Raw genomic sequence first — 14824 nt, 5'->3', positions numbered from 1 at the left:
CGAAGAAGGGGAATTAAAATAAAATTCCGCATCTTTATTTTAAAATTCAAAATTTGGTATAATTAAGAGTAAGGGTTAAATTTGTATGATATTAGAGAGGGGGATTTTTGAGGGTTTTAGGGGTAGTTGTAGAATATAATCCTTTTCATAACGGTCATTTACATCATTTAAATGAAGCTAAGGCTTTAATTGCTCCAGATTATACTATCGCTGTTATGAGTGGTAACTTTGTTCAAAGAGGAGAGCCTGCTATTTTGGATAAATTTTCGCGTGCCGAAATTGCAGTTAAGATGGGTATAGATGTAGTTTTTGAATTACCTTTTGTTTATAGCATTCAAGATGCCGGCGGCTTTGCTAAGGGTTCCATAGGAGTTTTAGAAAGAACAAATGTTGTCACTGATGTTGTTTTTGGCAGTGAGTCTAAGGATTTAGATGGTTTAAATAAGGTGTCAGAAGTCTTAATTAACCAACCCAAACCTTTTAAAAAATTGCTTAATAAGTACCTAAAAGAAGGTCTTTCATTCCCAAATGCAAGGAAATATGCTTTAAATGAATATTTTCAACCATTTAATTATGCTCAGGATATAGTAAGTGTATTAGAGCAATCTAACGATATTTTGGGTTTAGAATACTTGAATAGTTTGAAGTTGTATAAATCGGATATAGAACCTCATGTGATTAAAAGAGTTAAAGCTAAATATAATCAAAGTGAATTTACTGGTGAAATTTCAAGCGCTACAGCTATTAGAAATTTAATAAAAAATAATGATATTAATAGAGTCGAACAATCTGTTCCAAAATTATCTTATGAGATATTAATGCGAGAGATTGATCTAGGTAAATCTCCAATTTTTTTTGAAAGTATGCGAGAGATGATACTTGCGAAATTAAGGATGCTGAAAAAAGAAGATCTTTTGAAAATTGATGGGGTTAAAGAGGGATTAGAAAGAAGGTTTATAGATTGTTCTAAGAGAAATGCTACTTTAACAGAATTGATTGAATGTGTCAAGACAAAACGTTTTACATTAACAAGAGTAAAGAGAACACTTTTAAAGATTTTTTTCGATTTGAAAGAAGAGCAGGTTAAGTTATATAATAGGTATGGTCCCCAATATTTACGTGTTTTGGGTTTTACAAAAAAAGGTCAAGAGTTGCTAAATGAGATTAAGAGAGTTAGTTCTTATCCAATTATAACTACTCCATCACGGTATAAAAGGATATATAATAAATTGAGTGATGAAATGTTGTCATCAAAAAAGAAATATCAGAGTATTCCCGAGATATATTTAAGCCAGATTGAATACGATTTTTTAGCAAGTAATATCTATTCTTTGCTTTTTAAAAATAAAGAATTTGCTTCATATGAACCTGACAAAAAGAATCAGGTTATTATTTTTGATAATTTGTAGTGGAGGTTTATGAATGGATAAAATTCTCGTAATAGATTATGGCTCTCAGTACACTCAGCTTCTTGCTAAAAGGATTAGAGATTTAGGAGTTTATTCTGAGGTAGTTCAATACGATGATGAATTTTCATTAGAAAATGTAAAAGGGATAATTTTATCAGGAGGTCCTGACAGTGTATACTCAGAAGAGGCCCCTGATATTTCTGATGTTATTTTAAATTCTAAAATACCTATTTTGGGTATATGTTATGGTATGCAACTTATCGCAAAAAAATTAGGTGGTGAAGTAGGCAAAACCGAAAATGCTGAGTATGGAAAGACTAAAATAAATGTAGTTGAGAGATCTTTATTATTTCAAAATTTTGAGAAAGAGTTCATCGCTTGGATGAGTCACAAAGATGTGGTTACTAAAGTTCCAAAAGGTTTTATTGTTACCTCTCTTACCGTGAATAATATAATTTCTTCTTTTGAAGATAAGATAAGAAAAATATACGCTATACAGTTTCATCCGGAAGTAAGGCATACAGAATTTGGGATAGATATTTTAAAGAACTTTGCTGTTGATATTTGCGATTTAAAAACCTCGTGGACTTTAATTAACTTTGTTGAAAAGAAAATAAAAGAGATTAAAGAAAAAATAAGAGATAAAAAAGCTATTATTGCATTATCTGGAGGTGTGGATTCTTCTGTTGCAGCTGTACTAACTCATAAGGCAATAGGTGATAATTTAAAAGCTATATTTGTAAATCATGGTCTTTTAAGATTGAACGAAGTTAAAGAAGTTGAAAGTACGTTTAGAGATTATATCGGATTAAATTTGACAACTATAAATGCAGAAGATAGATTCCTAGAAAAATTGGAAGGCGTTACTGATCCAGAAACAAAGAGAAAGATTATAGGGGAAAATTTTATAAGGGTTTTTGAAGAGGAAGCAAGAAAAGAGAAAGATTGTGAGTTTCTAATACAAGGAACTATATATTCGGATGTTATAGAAAGCGCTAAATCGGGTAAAAAAACTTTTAAGATAAAAAGTCACCATAATGTAGGAGGACTTCCTGAACATATAGAGTTAAATATAGTTGAACCTTTGAAAGATCTTTTCAAAGATGAGGTTAGAAGTGTTGGTGAGATTTTGGGTTTACCTAGAGAAATTTTGTACAGGCATCCTTTTCCAGGTCCGGGGTTAGCAATAAGGATAATTGGTGAGATTACTAAAGACAAATTGAAAATTTTGAAAAAGGTAGATAATATTTTTATTCAAACCTTGAAAGAAACAGGGTGGTACGAAAAAGTTTGGCAAGCCTTCGCGGTTTTGACACCTGTAAAAACAGTCGGAGTCGTTGGAGACCAAAGGAGTTATGGTTACACAGTTTCTTTGAGGGCAGTAGATAGTGTAGAAGGAATGACGGCTGATTGGTCTAAGATTCCTTTTGAAGTGTTGGATTTAGCTTCAAGTAGAATTACAAACCAGGTTGAAGAGATTACTAGAGTTGTGTATGATATAACTTCTAAACCGCCAGCTACAATAGAATGGGAATAAATGGAGGTGTCGCTGTTTTGGATATATACTTAGTTAGGCATGGAACAACAAAATGGAATAAAGAAGGTATTTGGCAAGGCCAACGAGATGTAGAACTTGATGAAGAAGGTGTAAGTCAAGCCCAAGCTACATCCGAAAGGTTTAAAAATGTTGAGGTAGACGGAATATATTCTTCTGTATTAAAACGAGCTGTAAGAACAGCTGAAATAATTAATCAATATCATAATCTGAGTATTGAAAAAGATCCTGATTTGAATGAGTGTAATATAGGAACATGGGATGGTAAAAAGTTGGATGAAATACTTTTGAATTATAAAGAAGAGTTGGAATATTGGCATAAAGATATCTGGGCAATGGTTGACGGTGTAGAAGCTTTGGGAGATGTTCAAAGAAGAGCCGTTAACGCTCTTAAAAGAATAGTGAAAAAACATAAGATGGGTGATAAGATTATTGTAGTTGCCCATGGGCTTGCAATAAGAACTATAATTTCATGGATACTCAATATCCCTCTAAATCAACATACCTCCTTTAGGGTAGATAACACATCTGTTTCACATGTTGTTTATGAAGGAAATTATAAATATATATTGGCTTCATTAAACGAAACTTGGCATTTAGAATATTATGGGCTAAGAACTTATTTAACCCCAGAAGAAAAGGAGATAGATTGAAATAGAAGAGAAAATTTTTGAAAAAAGTATAAATGTATATCTACTTCCGAATGAAAATATAAAGAAACATCAAATATACGTCCTGATAGATCTTTTAAGGGCTACTTCAAGCATATGTGCAATGATACATTGTGGAGCAAAAGAAGTTTATATAACTGATAGCATAGATGTTGCTAGAGATTTAAAAATCATGGGATATTTATTAGCCGGCGAAAGAAGGGCTTTGAAGATAGAAGGTTTTGATTTTGGGAATTCCCCTGTGGAATTTTTGAACAATTGTGTAAGTTTAAGAAACAAGTCTTTAGTTTTAACAACAACTAATGGAACAAAAGCAATGAAAGAAGCTAATAAAGTCGGGAATATCCTTGCTCTTTCCATGTTAAATTTTTCAGCGGTTGTTAACTTTTTGAAAAGAAAAAATTATCAAAATATAGGATTAATTTGTTCTGGAAGTAATGGAATGGTTTCTTTAGAAGATGCTTATTTAAGTGGTTTATTTGTTGATGAGTTTATAAAACAAAATGAAGATTACGAATTAAACGATGGTGCAAAAGCTGCTTTGCAAATATCAAAATACAGTTTAAGTGTTGTTAAAAATTCTGATCATGCTAAGAAGTTAAAAGAATTAGGTTTGAAAGAAGATCTTGAGTTTTGTTTTAATAAGGATTTGTTTGATGTGGTGCCATATGCAAAGCAAGATTCCAACAGTTTTGTAAATTCAAGTTTGGAAATGTTTTGAATATTATAATGAATGATGACCGCCCTTTAACTGAAGTTTATTTTAAAAAAGGTAGGTAATTATATGTCTTTAACTATAAAAAGCTGTTATGCTATTAGGGGTTTGTATGAGCTTGGTAAAAGGCAAGAACAATCAAGAGAAGAAAATAAAAAGGTATTTTCTATTGCTCAAATATCAGAGAGTGCAGGCGTTCCTCAGGAGTTTTTAGCAAAAATATTCGCAGATTTAAAAAAGACAGGTATTATTGATTCAGAAAAGGGAAAATTTGGAGGTTTTTTTCTTACAAAAAAACCAGAAGAAATAAAGCTTTCAGAAGTAGTTAAAGTATTAGAAGTGCCTTTAAATTCCTACGATTGTATTTCTCAGGGAAAGTGTGCTAATCAAGAGAATTGTTCGGTAGATTTCGTGTGGGAGAGAATTGAAAAAGCTATATTTAGGGAATTAGAAGATATTTCTTTGAAAGACGTTCTCGAATACGGGAAAAGAAAAGAAAAATTATATCAGAAAAGTTAATCTTTCAAAGTATTGGTTATGTCGATAATTTTATTGAGTGCTCCTAAAATGTTACTTTCCCTTTGAGCCATATTAACCGATTTTTCAAGGCTTTTTTCTTTGGAACTATTTTCTAACAATTCATTTATTATTACAGTATCAAAAACATCTCCCATACCTGTTTGGTACAAAGCTTTAATACCATTTGATTTTACTATTATTCTTCCCCATCGCGCTCCTTTTTCCCCTAATTTAACAATATCACAATCGTATATGAATTTCTTACTTTCAGAGTAATTTCCTATATATAAAACATTGTCAAATTTCATAGTAATTATACTCGGTCTTGGCCCTATATCAAAAAAAACTTTTTTATAATTTTGGTAAATATTGCTATTTATTATATTTGGATTTACTTCTGTTGTAATGAATAAATAATCACTTCTTCTTTTGGGGAATTCAATAGATAGATCGTTTGTTTGCCTGTCAACAGCTATAGGTTTTTCGTTGAAAGTTATAAAGCTTGAAGTATTTGTTTTATTTTTTTGTATAAAGTTAGTGTTGACTTTATATAAATTCAACTTTTGCAGGATAATTTCACCCGCCAAATCATTACCAATGTTTCCAAAAAGTCTTACATTATGTCCCAATAGAGATAAACCCACCGCCACATTTAACCCTGATCCTCCTGGAAGTATGAGGATATTTGAATTATGAAAATTATCTTTTTGAATGATGTATACATCTAAAAAGATTCCACCTATTACATCAATATTCGCCATATGTATTTATCCTATTTGAATAATATTTGAGGAACTTTTTTTAAAGGGTGTATGATTACATAAGCATCCATGGCAAAGATTTCTTTCATTACAGACTCGTTGAAAAGTTGCTCGGGTGTGCCTGTGTACCTTACTTTTCCTTCTTTCATAATAATTATTTTATCAGAAAATATAGCTGCTTTATTAATATCATGGAATACAGAAATCACCGTTTTCTTTTCTTTAACTACCATAGATTTTACTAATTTTAGAAGATTTTGAGTGTATCCTGGATCAAGTTGCGATGAAAACTCGTCTAAGAGGAGTATAGGAGTCTGTTGAGCTATTGCCCTTGCTATCATAACTTTTTGTTTTTCTCCCCCGGAGAGTGAAGAAAAAGGTTTGCTTTTGTAATCCAATAATCCAACTGTTTTTAAAGCGTTTTCAATAATTTTTTTGTCATGATTACTTTCAAAAAAACTTATCCTTTTTGAAAATGGAATCCTTGAGGTGGAAACTATACTTTCTAAATCATAATCAAAAGAGGTATTGAATTCTTGTGGAACTACTGAAATTTTTTTTGATAGTTCTTTTACAGAGTAATGATTTAGTTCTTTTTTATCTATATATATATTACCAGTATAATGTTTTAAAATACCCCCTAAAATTTTAATAACTGTACTTTTACCCGCACCGTTTGGTCCAATAATAGATACTATATCGCCTTTGTTTATATTTAATTTTTCTATCGATAGTAAAAAATGGTTACCATACGTGAATTTCACATTTTTAAATTCTATCATATTTTCTCTTTTCTCCTCATAACATAGATAAATATAGGGGCTCCGACAATTGAAGTTACGACCCCTATTGGAAGTTCTGATGGGGCAAATATAGTTCGTGAAATAAAATCTGCAGTCATGAGAAACATACCTCCTATAAAGAGGGAATATAAATTTGAAACAAACGAATATGGGCCTTTTATAATCCTTACTATATGGGGAATAATAAGTCCAACAAAGCCTATAACCCCTACTTGTGAAACGGTAAAAGATACAGCAAAAACGTTTATTACAATCAACAATAGTTTTAGTCTATCAGGATTAATACCAGAATATATTGCCATTTCGTCTCCCATTGACAAAACGTTCAACTGTTTTGAAAATAATAAGACTAATACAAATTGTAAGATTACTACAAATAAAAGTTCAAAGCTATCTTTCCATATAAGATCTCCCGTGCTTCCCATGAGCCACATATTTACGTGAATTAGGTTCCTCCAATACATCACTGTAAAAAGAGTTGTAAAAGAATTGAATAAAAAACTTATTATTACACCACTTAAAATAAGCGACAAGACAGGGATTTTTTTACCCTGTCTTGCTAATATCAATACAATGAAAGTCGATAATATTCCAAAAAAGAAAGCGAAACTTTCTAATCCTAAGAAAATAGAGATCCCATATATTCCGCTTAATGCTGTATAAAACACAGCACCAAAACTAGCACCTGACGAAATCCCAAGAATGTATGGATCAGCCAAAGGGTTTTGAACTACCAATTGTAAAACATTTCCTGAAATTGCTAATATGCTACCTACAAGAAAGCTTCCTACAACTCTAGGAAGGCGAATATTTAAGATTAGATTGTTGTAAATTTCATTAGTATTTTGCCCTATAAGCGTTCTAAAGACTTCATTTAATGGGATTTTTACACTTCCAAATGAGGTGTATAACATTATTAAAAAAATACTGGAAATAAAGAAAATAGTAACAGCTGGTAACTCTACTCGTTTTTGCTTGATTTTCATTTATTATCCCTGAAATATTGATATAACTGTTCCAACACATCTATTAGAGATGGAGATGCCTGAGAGATTTTATTTCCATCAACCATTACTATTTTCCCTTGTTTGACTGCTTTAAGATTTTTAAATTGTGGAGCATTTATTATAGTGTTTTTTGCTAACTCATCACCCTCATAGTACGAATCAACGATAATTATATCTGGATCTTGAGAAACAACAAACTCTGGGCCAACTTGTAAGAAACCATTGTTACCAGAGTATGGAGCAGCTAAATTAACACCTCCAGCGTACGATATCAATTCGTTTATATACGAACCTGTTCCAGGAGTCCATATTTCTGCTACGTTATTTTGAACCATAAGGTATAAAACCGTTGGTTTGTTCGTCCATGTAAAAGATTCTTTTGCTATATTTAAAACTTTTTGTCTTAATTCATTGGAAAGTTTTTCGGCCTTTTGACTTTCCCCTAAAATTGTTCCAATTAATACAAGGTCTCTATATATATCGTTAAAGTTCACCGGATTGATAACAAAAGATTTGATATTGAATTTTTCAAGCCTACTTACCTCAGGTTCCTGAAATCCACCGCTTAAAAAAACCAAATCAGGATTTAGAGATATTATCTTTTCGATGTTTAACGGAACTAGATTACCTATTTTTTCACTTTGTATGTTGGTGTCCCAATCTGTTACACCTACAACTTTTTCTTCTAAACCTAAATGTTTGATATAGTCTGAAACGGTAGGAGCCGCAGAAACTACACGTTCGACATCTTTTTCAAAAGTTATGAGTCTTCCTAAGTCATCTACCAAAGCAAGTTGCGAAAGAGATAATGTTGCAAACATTAACACAAAAACCATAAAAAAAACCTTTTTCATCAAAATGGCCTCCTTAAATTTTATTGGCGCCATAAAAACAATTTTCTCTATCTCTTTGGCGCGAAGAGATAGAAACCCTTGCATTATTCAGGTCTCCCGACTCTCGGATCATTCTACTCCTTACACCTTCCCGGATTTTCCAGTGGTATTTTGTAAGTTTCGTCCCCGATCACGGTGGCGCGACCGTAACGGATTTTCACCGTTTTCCCTTGAAATAATGCAACAAATATTTACTTTTATATAATTATATCACGCGGTTAATCTTTTTTCAATTATTTCTTTTGACTTATTTCATATTTGTGATAAAATAGCATATATAATAGCCTTATCCAAAAAGGAGGATCTAAGACATGGAAGTGTTGAAGGTAAGTCATTCATCGGCCCCAAACAAGGTTGCAGGAGCTATTGCAGGTGTTCTTTCTAAAACTGATGAGGTGGAGTTACAAGCTATAGGAGCAGGAGCAGTTAACCAAGCGGTAAAGGCTATTGCTATCGCAAAAAGATTTATAGAAGCGAAAGAAAAAGAAATTTATGTTATTCCGGGTTTCGTAGAAGTAGAAGTTGGATCTGAAAAAAGAACAGGTATTAAGTTTAAAGTTGTAGCAAAAGTTTCTGAGGGAATAAACCCAGAAAAATATTCAGAGCAACAGTAGGTAAAATGCAACAAAATGAAAAATCTTTAGACGAGATAGTGAAAGCGTGTCTAACAAACACGCAGTTTTTTGGTATAATAAAAGATATATCCAGAATGGAAAATACTAAAAGATATGAGCTAAGAAGAAAAGCTTCTATATTACTTGATAAAGAAAACGGAATAGATAGAGAAGCTTTAAGATTTTATTATTTAGTTACAGAAGAGGGAGTAGCCGAGGAAATTTTAAGGAGGATTAAACTCGATGAAAGAAAAACCTAAGACAGTAGGTGGACAAGCAGTTATAGAAGGAGTTATGATGAAAGGTGTAAATACCGTTGTTGCGGTTAAGAGAAAAGACGGAAATATATCTATAAAAAGTCTTAAAGATAAATCATGGGGTATTTGGGAAAAGATTCCCCTAATAAGAGGTTTTTTTGTTCTGTTACACGCAATGATAACTGGGATGCAGGCTTTATCATACTCTGCAAAGATGTCTGGCGAAGAAGATGAAGAGTTAACAACAAAAGATATGGTTATTGCTATATTAATAGCTGTAGTTGTTGCAACTTTAGGTTTTGGTGTTTTGCCTGTTTATGCGACAAAACCTTTTAATATCACATCTGAATTTTGGTTTGCATTTATTGAAGGTTTTATTAGGGCATTTTTAGTTGTTGCCTACATTTGGGGTATATCTTTTATGAAAGATATAAAAAGGGTATTCCAATATCATGGAGCAGAACATAAAAGCGTTTATACTTATGAAAATGGAGAACCGCTAGAAGAAAAATATGCGAAGAAGTATACAACTTTGCACCCAAGATGTGGAACAAGTTTTTTAATCATAACAGTTTTTGCATCAATTGTAGTTTTTGCTATAACGGGAGGTTTGGGATTTAATTCTATGTTAGAGAAAGTACTATCAAGAATAATACTTTTACCTTTAGTAGCTGGCTTAGCTTACGAATTTCAAAGAATTACAGCAAAAATTATAAACACAAAGATTGGAAAAGTATTAGCTTATCCTGGAATGATGCTTCAAAAAATCACCACCAAAGAACCTGATTCTGAGCAATTGAAGATAGGCTTGATTTCTTTACAATACGCTTTGAAAGAAGATTTTGAAGGTGAGGTTGTTTTGGATAAAGCTGGGAATGAAATCGAATTTGATTCTGCTAATACCGAGGTGTTTTCTACTTAAGGAGCTTCAGTAATAATTCCGCGTATGTAATTTATATTTCTTTTTAGACTTTTATTCATTTTTGGAGTAAGATTTTTATTTACTTCCTCGTATTTATCTTTATAAATAATTCTCAATGAAGGAAAAAAATTAATAATATTCAATTGAAGGCTTTGTAATTTAATAGAATTCAGAAGATTAAGCAATTAATTTTGTCTTTTCAAACAGAAATTAGGAGGGATTTTATGGAAGAAAATTCAAATGGTACTACTGTAAAAAAAATCAGTAAAGATAATATACAAGCTGTTGAAATAGATATGGCAAAGTTGAATGAAATGACCAGAAAAGAACTTTACGAAATTGCCCGTAAATTAGAGGTAAATAATTACTCAAAGATGACAAAAAATGAGCTAAAATTTGCAGTATTAAGAAAACAAACTGAATCCATTGGTTATTTTTTCTATGAAGGAATATTAGAAGTTCTACCTGACGGGTTCGGATTTCTAAGAAGCATTGATAACTCCTTATTATCTGGAACGGATGACGTTTATGTTTCTCAATCACAGATAAGAAAGTTTAACCTCTTCACAGGAGATATTATTGCAGGTCAGGTTAGACCACCGAAAGAAGGAGAAAGGTTTTTTGCACTTTTAAGAATAGAAGCTGTTAATGCTTTACCACCACAAAAGGCCAGAGACAGAATTTCCTTTGAAAACCTAACTCCAGAGTATCCAAAAAAAAGAATGCTTCTTGAACATAAAAATGCACCATTCAGCTCTCGTATAATAGATTTATTTTCCCCAATCGGCTTCGGGCAGAGAGGATTGATAGTGGCCCCTCCAAAGGCCGGAAAGACCACCCTAATAAAAGATATCGCTAACTCAATTGCTGAAAATTATCCAGAAACTAGAAGATACATACTTCTAGTAGATGAAAGACCTGAAGAAGTTACAGATATTAGAGATACAGTAGATGCTAACGTTATTGCAGCACCTTTTGATATGGATCCCCAAAATCAGATTAAGATTACTGAAATGGCTTTAGACCATTTTAAGAGATTGGTAGAGTTTGGTCACGATGTGGTTGTTTTGGTAGATAGTTTAACAAGGTTCGCTAGAGAATATAATCTTTACGTTCCTTCTAGTGGGAAGTTACTTAGTGGGGGCCTTGATCCAGCTGCAATAATTTTTCCTAAGAAGTTTTTTGGAGCAGCTAGAAAAATAAGAGAAGGTGGAAGTCTCACTATCTTAGCAACAGCGTTGGTTGAAACAGGTTCTAAGATGGATGAAGTGATTTTTGAAGAGTTCAAAGGTACAGGTAATATGGAATTAATACTTTCTAGAGAAATATCTAACGATAGGATCTTTCCTGCGATTAACCTTAAATTATCTGGTACTAGAAAAGAAGAATTGTTATATGATGAAGATGAGATGAGAGCCACAATAATATTAAGAAAGTTCATAAATGATATGTCACCAAAAGAGGCCCTAGAATTCATTCTTAGTTTATTAAGAAAGAATAAAACTAACGGGGAGATAATGGAAGCGATTGAGAATCAAAAAGCTTTGTAGAATATGATATAATTATTGTTATGAATATATATCACAGATATTTTTTACCTAATTCTAATGATTTTAAAAAAATATATTTAATACATGGATTAGGCGAATATTCAGGAAGATACAAGAATTTTATCAAATTCTTAAATAATAACGGATTTGGTGTATACACTTTTGATCTTCCAGGTCATGGATATTCTTCAGGAAAACGTGGAGATATAGAAAACTTCTACGAAATTTATTCTTTTCTAGAGGAGTATGTTAGTGAAGATTACTTCCTGTTTGGGCATTCATTGGGAGGGCTTATAGCCTCAAGATTCACAGAACTGACCGATAAAAAACCTCGAAAATTAGTTCTTTCTTCCCCTGCCTTGGGAGACATAAGGCAAGCTGATTGGTTGTTGGCTCTATTCTCCTTTTTTCCAAAGCTATCTTTTTCAAATAGAATCAACCCTAATGATTTATCAACAAATGAAAAAAGTAGGGATATGTATATAAATGATCCCCTTGTACACGATAGGATAACCGTTGAAACAACTCGTCAAATGTTTGAAGAAGCGGAAATTGCATTAAGAGAGATTAATAAGATAAGCACTCCTTCTTTACTATTGTACGGTGAGGAAGATAAAGTTATAAATGCTAAGGCCTATAAAAATATAAGTAATCCAAATATTGATATCATTTCTTTTCCAAAAGGGAAACATGAGTTGTTTGAATGTTTGTATAATAGAGATATCTTTCTTAAAAAAATTATTACGTTTTTAAAGTAATATATTTTTTTACTTATTCTAATCGGAGGGGAATTGTATATGTCAAAAATTTCTATGGATGATGATTCTGAAATAATTAGAATATTAAAAGATACAGGAGCCTTTTTAAAAGGTCATTTTTTATTATCCTCTGGATTACACTCTGATACTTATATTCAATGTGCAAAGGTACTTAGATTTCCAAAATATACCGAACTTTTCGGCAATTTAATAGCTAAAAACTTAAATGAAAATATTGATTGTGTTGTCTCTCCTGCAATGGGAGGTATCCTCATAGGTTATGAAGTTGCTAGAGCTTTGAAGACGCCTTTTTTGTTCACAGAAAGAGATGAAAAAGGTGAAATGAATTTAAGACGTGGTCAGAAAATAAAAGAGGGAGATAAAATCTTAATTGTTGAAGATGTAATAACAACTGGGAAATCAACTCTTGAGGTTTTCTCATTAGTTAATAATTTGGGTGGAATAGTTACATCAATAGGTTGTATAGTGAATAGATCTAAGAAAGAATTTTTAAATAATTTTAAGATAGTTAGTTTAATCTCTATAGAAACAAATACTTATCAAAAGGAAGAATGCCCATTATGTGCACAAGGAATTGAGTTAATTAAGCCTGGAAGTAGGAAGATAATCAAATAGATATAAGTTAATACGACCTTTTAAGTTTCTTTTAAGAACGATTGGTATAATTGTATCGATTAAATATTTTTTTGGAGGTGTTAAAATGAAGAAATCTTTAGTGTTGGTTTTAGCAATATTTTTATTGTCTATTAGCTCATTTGCTCTTGTTAATGAGGGGTATGAAAGCCCTATAGTAAAAGTAGTTGAGGTTGCAGCGCCAGCGGTTGTAAATATAGAGTCCGTTAGATCGGCTCCTATTCAAATTGATCCATATATAAGAGATTTTTTTGAACGTTTTTTTGGCCAACAGATTCCGGAATATCAAACGAGAGGAGTTGGATCGGGCTTTATTTTTGATGAAAGAGGGTATATACTGACAAATTACCATGTAATAGAAAATGCGAAAAAGATAACTGTAACAATGTCTAGTGGGAAAAAATTCGATGCAGAAATCATCGGAGGAGATTCGGATTTAGACCTTGCTATAATAAAAATAGAGAATGATGAAGGTCTCCCTACCTTGTCATTGGGAGATTCTGATAAGATAAAAATTGGAGAAGATGCAATAGCTATAGGTAACCCTTTAGGGTTACAAAATACAGTTACAAGCGGGGTAATTAGTGCTACGAATAGAAGTATTCAAAAACCGGGCGGAAATGGAAACTATGTTGGATTAATTCAAACAGATGCTACAATTAATCCTGGTAACAGCGGAGGACCTTTGCTGAATATACATGGAGAAGTAATAGGAATCAACACCGCTATAGCAGTAGATCCGCAACTAGGAAGTGTTAATATAGGATTTGCCATTCCTATCAATATCGCAAAAAGATTTGCCAATACAGTGATGGAAACAGGAGCTTTTGATAGAGCTTATTTGGGTGTTTATATCGACGATATCACTGAAGAACTTAAAAAATCTTTAGGATTGAAAGTAGATGAAGGTGCATACATAAGTGACGTTGTTGCAGGAGGAGCCGCTGAAAAAGCAGGTATAAAAGCAAATGATGTTATTGTTGAAGTCGACGGGAAAGAGATTGAAAGCGCAAATGATTTATCTTCTTTGATTGCAACTTATCCTTCAGGAGCAAAAGTGGAAATAGTCGTAGATAGATTTGGTGAAAAAATAATCTTTGAGGTTACACTTGGTAGTAGAGTTGTTGATGTAGTAGAAACATATTTTGGTCTTGTAGTAAGAGATATAACTTCTGAAGATCGCCAGAAATATAATATTAGAAGTAGTATTAATGGAGTTCTAGTTGAGGAAGTAAAGGATAATACCTACGCTCTTGGAGTTAGAGCAGGAGATGTTATATCTGAAATTGCAGTTAATGGTGTATATCATGATATAAATAATGTAGAAGATTGGATAAGGGTTGCTTCTTCTGTAGAGAAAAACAGCTATGTTGCTTTAATTGTTTATAGAAGTAATGTAAGGTATGTAGTTCAATTTTTTTACAGATGAAGATATGGATCATTTTATATTAAAAAAACGGGGTATATTTTGAACTGCCCCATGTCAAGTAGACACAAAAATTAATAAAAAACTATATGCAACTGGATGCTTGGTTTCTGAACTCAACAGGAGTCAGGCATCCAATTTTTTTCTGGAATCTATCTTCGTTATAAAATCGGGTTAATTCCCCTTCCTCGAAGGGGTGGATGCAGCGTTTTATGCTGCAGACGGGGTAGTCACTCTTTAATTTGCTTTTAGCAAATTGAAAATCCAATTCAAAAGCAACTACCCCGTCTGTGACAGTAACCGTCACAGC

The 14824-nt window shown here is 32.3% G+C and carries 17 protein-coding genes and 1 riboswitch; of the genes, 12 read left to right on the top strand and 5 right to left on the bottom strand.

Translation table 11 applies throughout. The features are described 5' to 3' along the window. Nucleotides 1-107: 107 nt before the first annotated feature. The 5 genes from PW5551_RS00180 to PW5551_RS00160 all read left to right on the top strand — a co-directional run bounded on the left by PW5551_RS00180 (nucleotide 108) and on the right by PW5551_RS00160 (nucleotide 4869). Nucleotides 108-1409, top strand: a complete 1302-nt coding sequence (locus PW5551_RS00180) for a nucleotidyltransferase (RefSeq protein WP_113073383.1) — start codon at nucleotides 108-110, stop codon at nucleotides 1407-1409. Between the two features lie 13 nt (nucleotides 1410-1422). Then, nucleotides 1423-2946 (top strand): glutamine-hydrolyzing GMP synthase, encoded by a 1524-nt coding sequence (gene guaA / locus PW5551_RS00175; protein WP_113073382.1) that lies wholly within the window; start codon nucleotides 1423-1425, stop codon nucleotides 2944-2946. A gap of 17 nt (nucleotides 2947-2963) precedes the next feature. Further along, a complete protein-coding gene (locus PW5551_RS00170) occupies nucleotides 2964-3617 on the top strand; it encodes a histidine phosphatase family protein (RefSeq protein WP_158526085.1) in 654 nt (217 codons plus the stop codon). Further along, on the top strand, nucleotides 3613-4356 hold the full coding sequence (locus tag PW5551_RS00165; protein ID WP_113073380.1) for a 2-phosphosulfolactate phosphatase: 744 nt from the start codon (nucleotides 3613-3615) through the stop codon (nucleotides 4354-4356). Before PW5551_RS00170 ends, PW5551_RS00165 begins: the two co-directional genes overlap by 5 nt. Before the next feature lie 63 nt (nucleotides 4357-4419). Beyond that, nucleotides 4420-4869: an Rrf2 family transcriptional regulator gene (locus tag PW5551_RS00160; protein ID WP_113073379.1), complete on the top strand. Its 450-nt coding sequence runs from the start codon at nucleotides 4420-4422 to the stop codon at nucleotides 4867-4869. Here PW5551_RS00160 and PW5551_RS00155 read toward each other — a convergent pair. The 4 genes from PW5551_RS00155 to PW5551_RS00140 are packed head-to-tail and all read right to left on the bottom strand — an operon-like array spanning nucleotide 4866 to nucleotide 8294. After that, nucleotides 4866-5630: a PfkB family carbohydrate kinase gene (locus tag PW5551_RS00155; RefSeq protein WP_113073378.1), complete on the bottom strand. Its 765-nt coding sequence runs from the start codon at nucleotides 5628-5630 to the stop codon at nucleotides 4866-4868. The two genes, PW5551_RS00160 and PW5551_RS00155, sit on opposite strands and share 4 nt — an antisense overlap. 11 nt (nucleotides 5631-5641) lie before the next feature. Next, a complete protein-coding gene (locus tag PW5551_RS00150; protein ID WP_113073377.1) occupies nucleotides 5642-6412 on the bottom strand; it encodes an ABC transporter ATP-binding protein in 771 nt (256 codons plus the stop codon). Next, nucleotides 6409-7419 (bottom strand): iron ABC transporter permease, encoded by a 1011-nt coding sequence (locus tag PW5551_RS00145; protein ID WP_113073376.1) that lies wholly within the window; start codon nucleotides 7417-7419, stop codon nucleotides 6409-6411. The genes PW5551_RS00150 and PW5551_RS00145 overlap by 4 nt, the downstream gene beginning before the upstream one ends. Beyond that, on the bottom strand, nucleotides 7416-8294 hold the full coding sequence (locus tag PW5551_RS00140; RefSeq protein WP_113073375.1) for an ABC transporter substrate-binding protein: 879 nt from the start codon (nucleotides 8292-8294) through the stop codon (nucleotides 7416-7418). The genes PW5551_RS00145 and PW5551_RS00140 overlap by 4 nt, the downstream gene beginning before the upstream one ends. Nucleotides 8295-8362: 68 nt before the next feature. After that, nucleotides 8363-8539, bottom strand: a riboswitch (cobalamin riboswitch). A gap of 105 nt (nucleotides 8540-8644) precedes the next feature. Here PW5551_RS00140 and PW5551_RS00135 point away from each other — a divergent pair. The 7 genes from PW5551_RS00135 to PW5551_RS00100 all read left to right on the top strand — a co-directional run bounded on the left by PW5551_RS00135 (nucleotide 8645) and on the right by PW5551_RS00100 (nucleotide 14517). Beyond that, nucleotides 8645-8947, top strand: a complete 303-nt coding sequence (locus PW5551_RS00135; RefSeq protein WP_113073374.1) for a stage V sporulation protein S — start codon at nucleotides 8645-8647, stop codon at nucleotides 8945-8947. Nucleotides 8948-8952: 5 nt separating this feature from the next. Further along, the gene (locus PW5551_RS00130) at nucleotides 8953-9207 is read left to right on the top strand and encodes a hypothetical protein (RefSeq protein WP_113073373.1); all 255 of its coding nucleotides are present in this window, start codon (nucleotides 8953-8955) and stop codon (nucleotides 9205-9207) included. Further along, nucleotides 9191-10126 (top strand): DUF1385 domain-containing protein, encoded by a 936-nt coding sequence (locus tag PW5551_RS00125; protein ID WP_113073372.1) that lies wholly within the window; start codon nucleotides 9191-9193, stop codon nucleotides 10124-10126. Before PW5551_RS00130 ends, PW5551_RS00125 begins: the two co-directional genes overlap by 17 nt. A 296-nt stretch (nucleotides 10127-10422) precedes the next feature. Continuing rightward, nucleotides 10423-11676: a transcription termination factor Rho gene (rho, locus tag PW5551_RS00115; RefSeq protein WP_233488368.1), complete on the top strand. Its 1254-nt coding sequence runs from the start codon at nucleotides 10423-10425 to the stop codon at nucleotides 11674-11676. Between the two features lie 20 nt (nucleotides 11677-11696). Then, the gene (locus tag PW5551_RS00110) at nucleotides 11697-12434 is read left to right on the top strand and encodes an alpha/beta hydrolase (RefSeq protein WP_113073369.1); all 738 of its coding nucleotides are present in this window, start codon (nucleotides 11697-11699) and stop codon (nucleotides 12432-12434) included. Between the two features lie 39 nt (nucleotides 12435-12473). Then, complete coding sequence (gene pyrE / locus PW5551_RS00105; protein WP_199562119.1) at nucleotides 12474-13070, top strand: orotate phosphoribosyltransferase; 597 nt, start codon at nucleotides 12474-12476, stop codon at nucleotides 13068-13070. Nucleotides 13071-13155: 85 nt separating this feature from the next. After that, a complete protein-coding gene (locus tag PW5551_RS00100) occupies nucleotides 13156-14517 on the top strand; it encodes a Do family serine endopeptidase (protein WP_113073368.1) in 1362 nt (453 codons plus the stop codon). Nucleotides 14518-14599: 82 nt separating this feature from the next. Here PW5551_RS00100 and PW5551_RS10755 read toward each other — a convergent pair whose 3' ends face one another. After that, nucleotides 14600-14821, bottom strand: a complete 222-nt coding sequence (locus PW5551_RS10755) for an IS3 family transposase (RefSeq protein ID WP_370445882.1) — start codon at nucleotides 14819-14821, stop codon at nucleotides 14600-14602. Nucleotides 14822-14824: the final 3 nt, after the last annotated feature.

Origin of the sequence: Petrotoga sp. 9PW.55.5.1 (assembly GCF_003265365.1) — a bacterium.
Taxonomy (GTDB): domain Bacteria; phylum Thermotogota; class Thermotogae; order Petrotogales; family Petrotogaceae; genus Petrotoga.
Note: the sequence above shows the minus strand (reverse complement) of the source record. Positions and strands in the feature narration are given on the sequence as shown.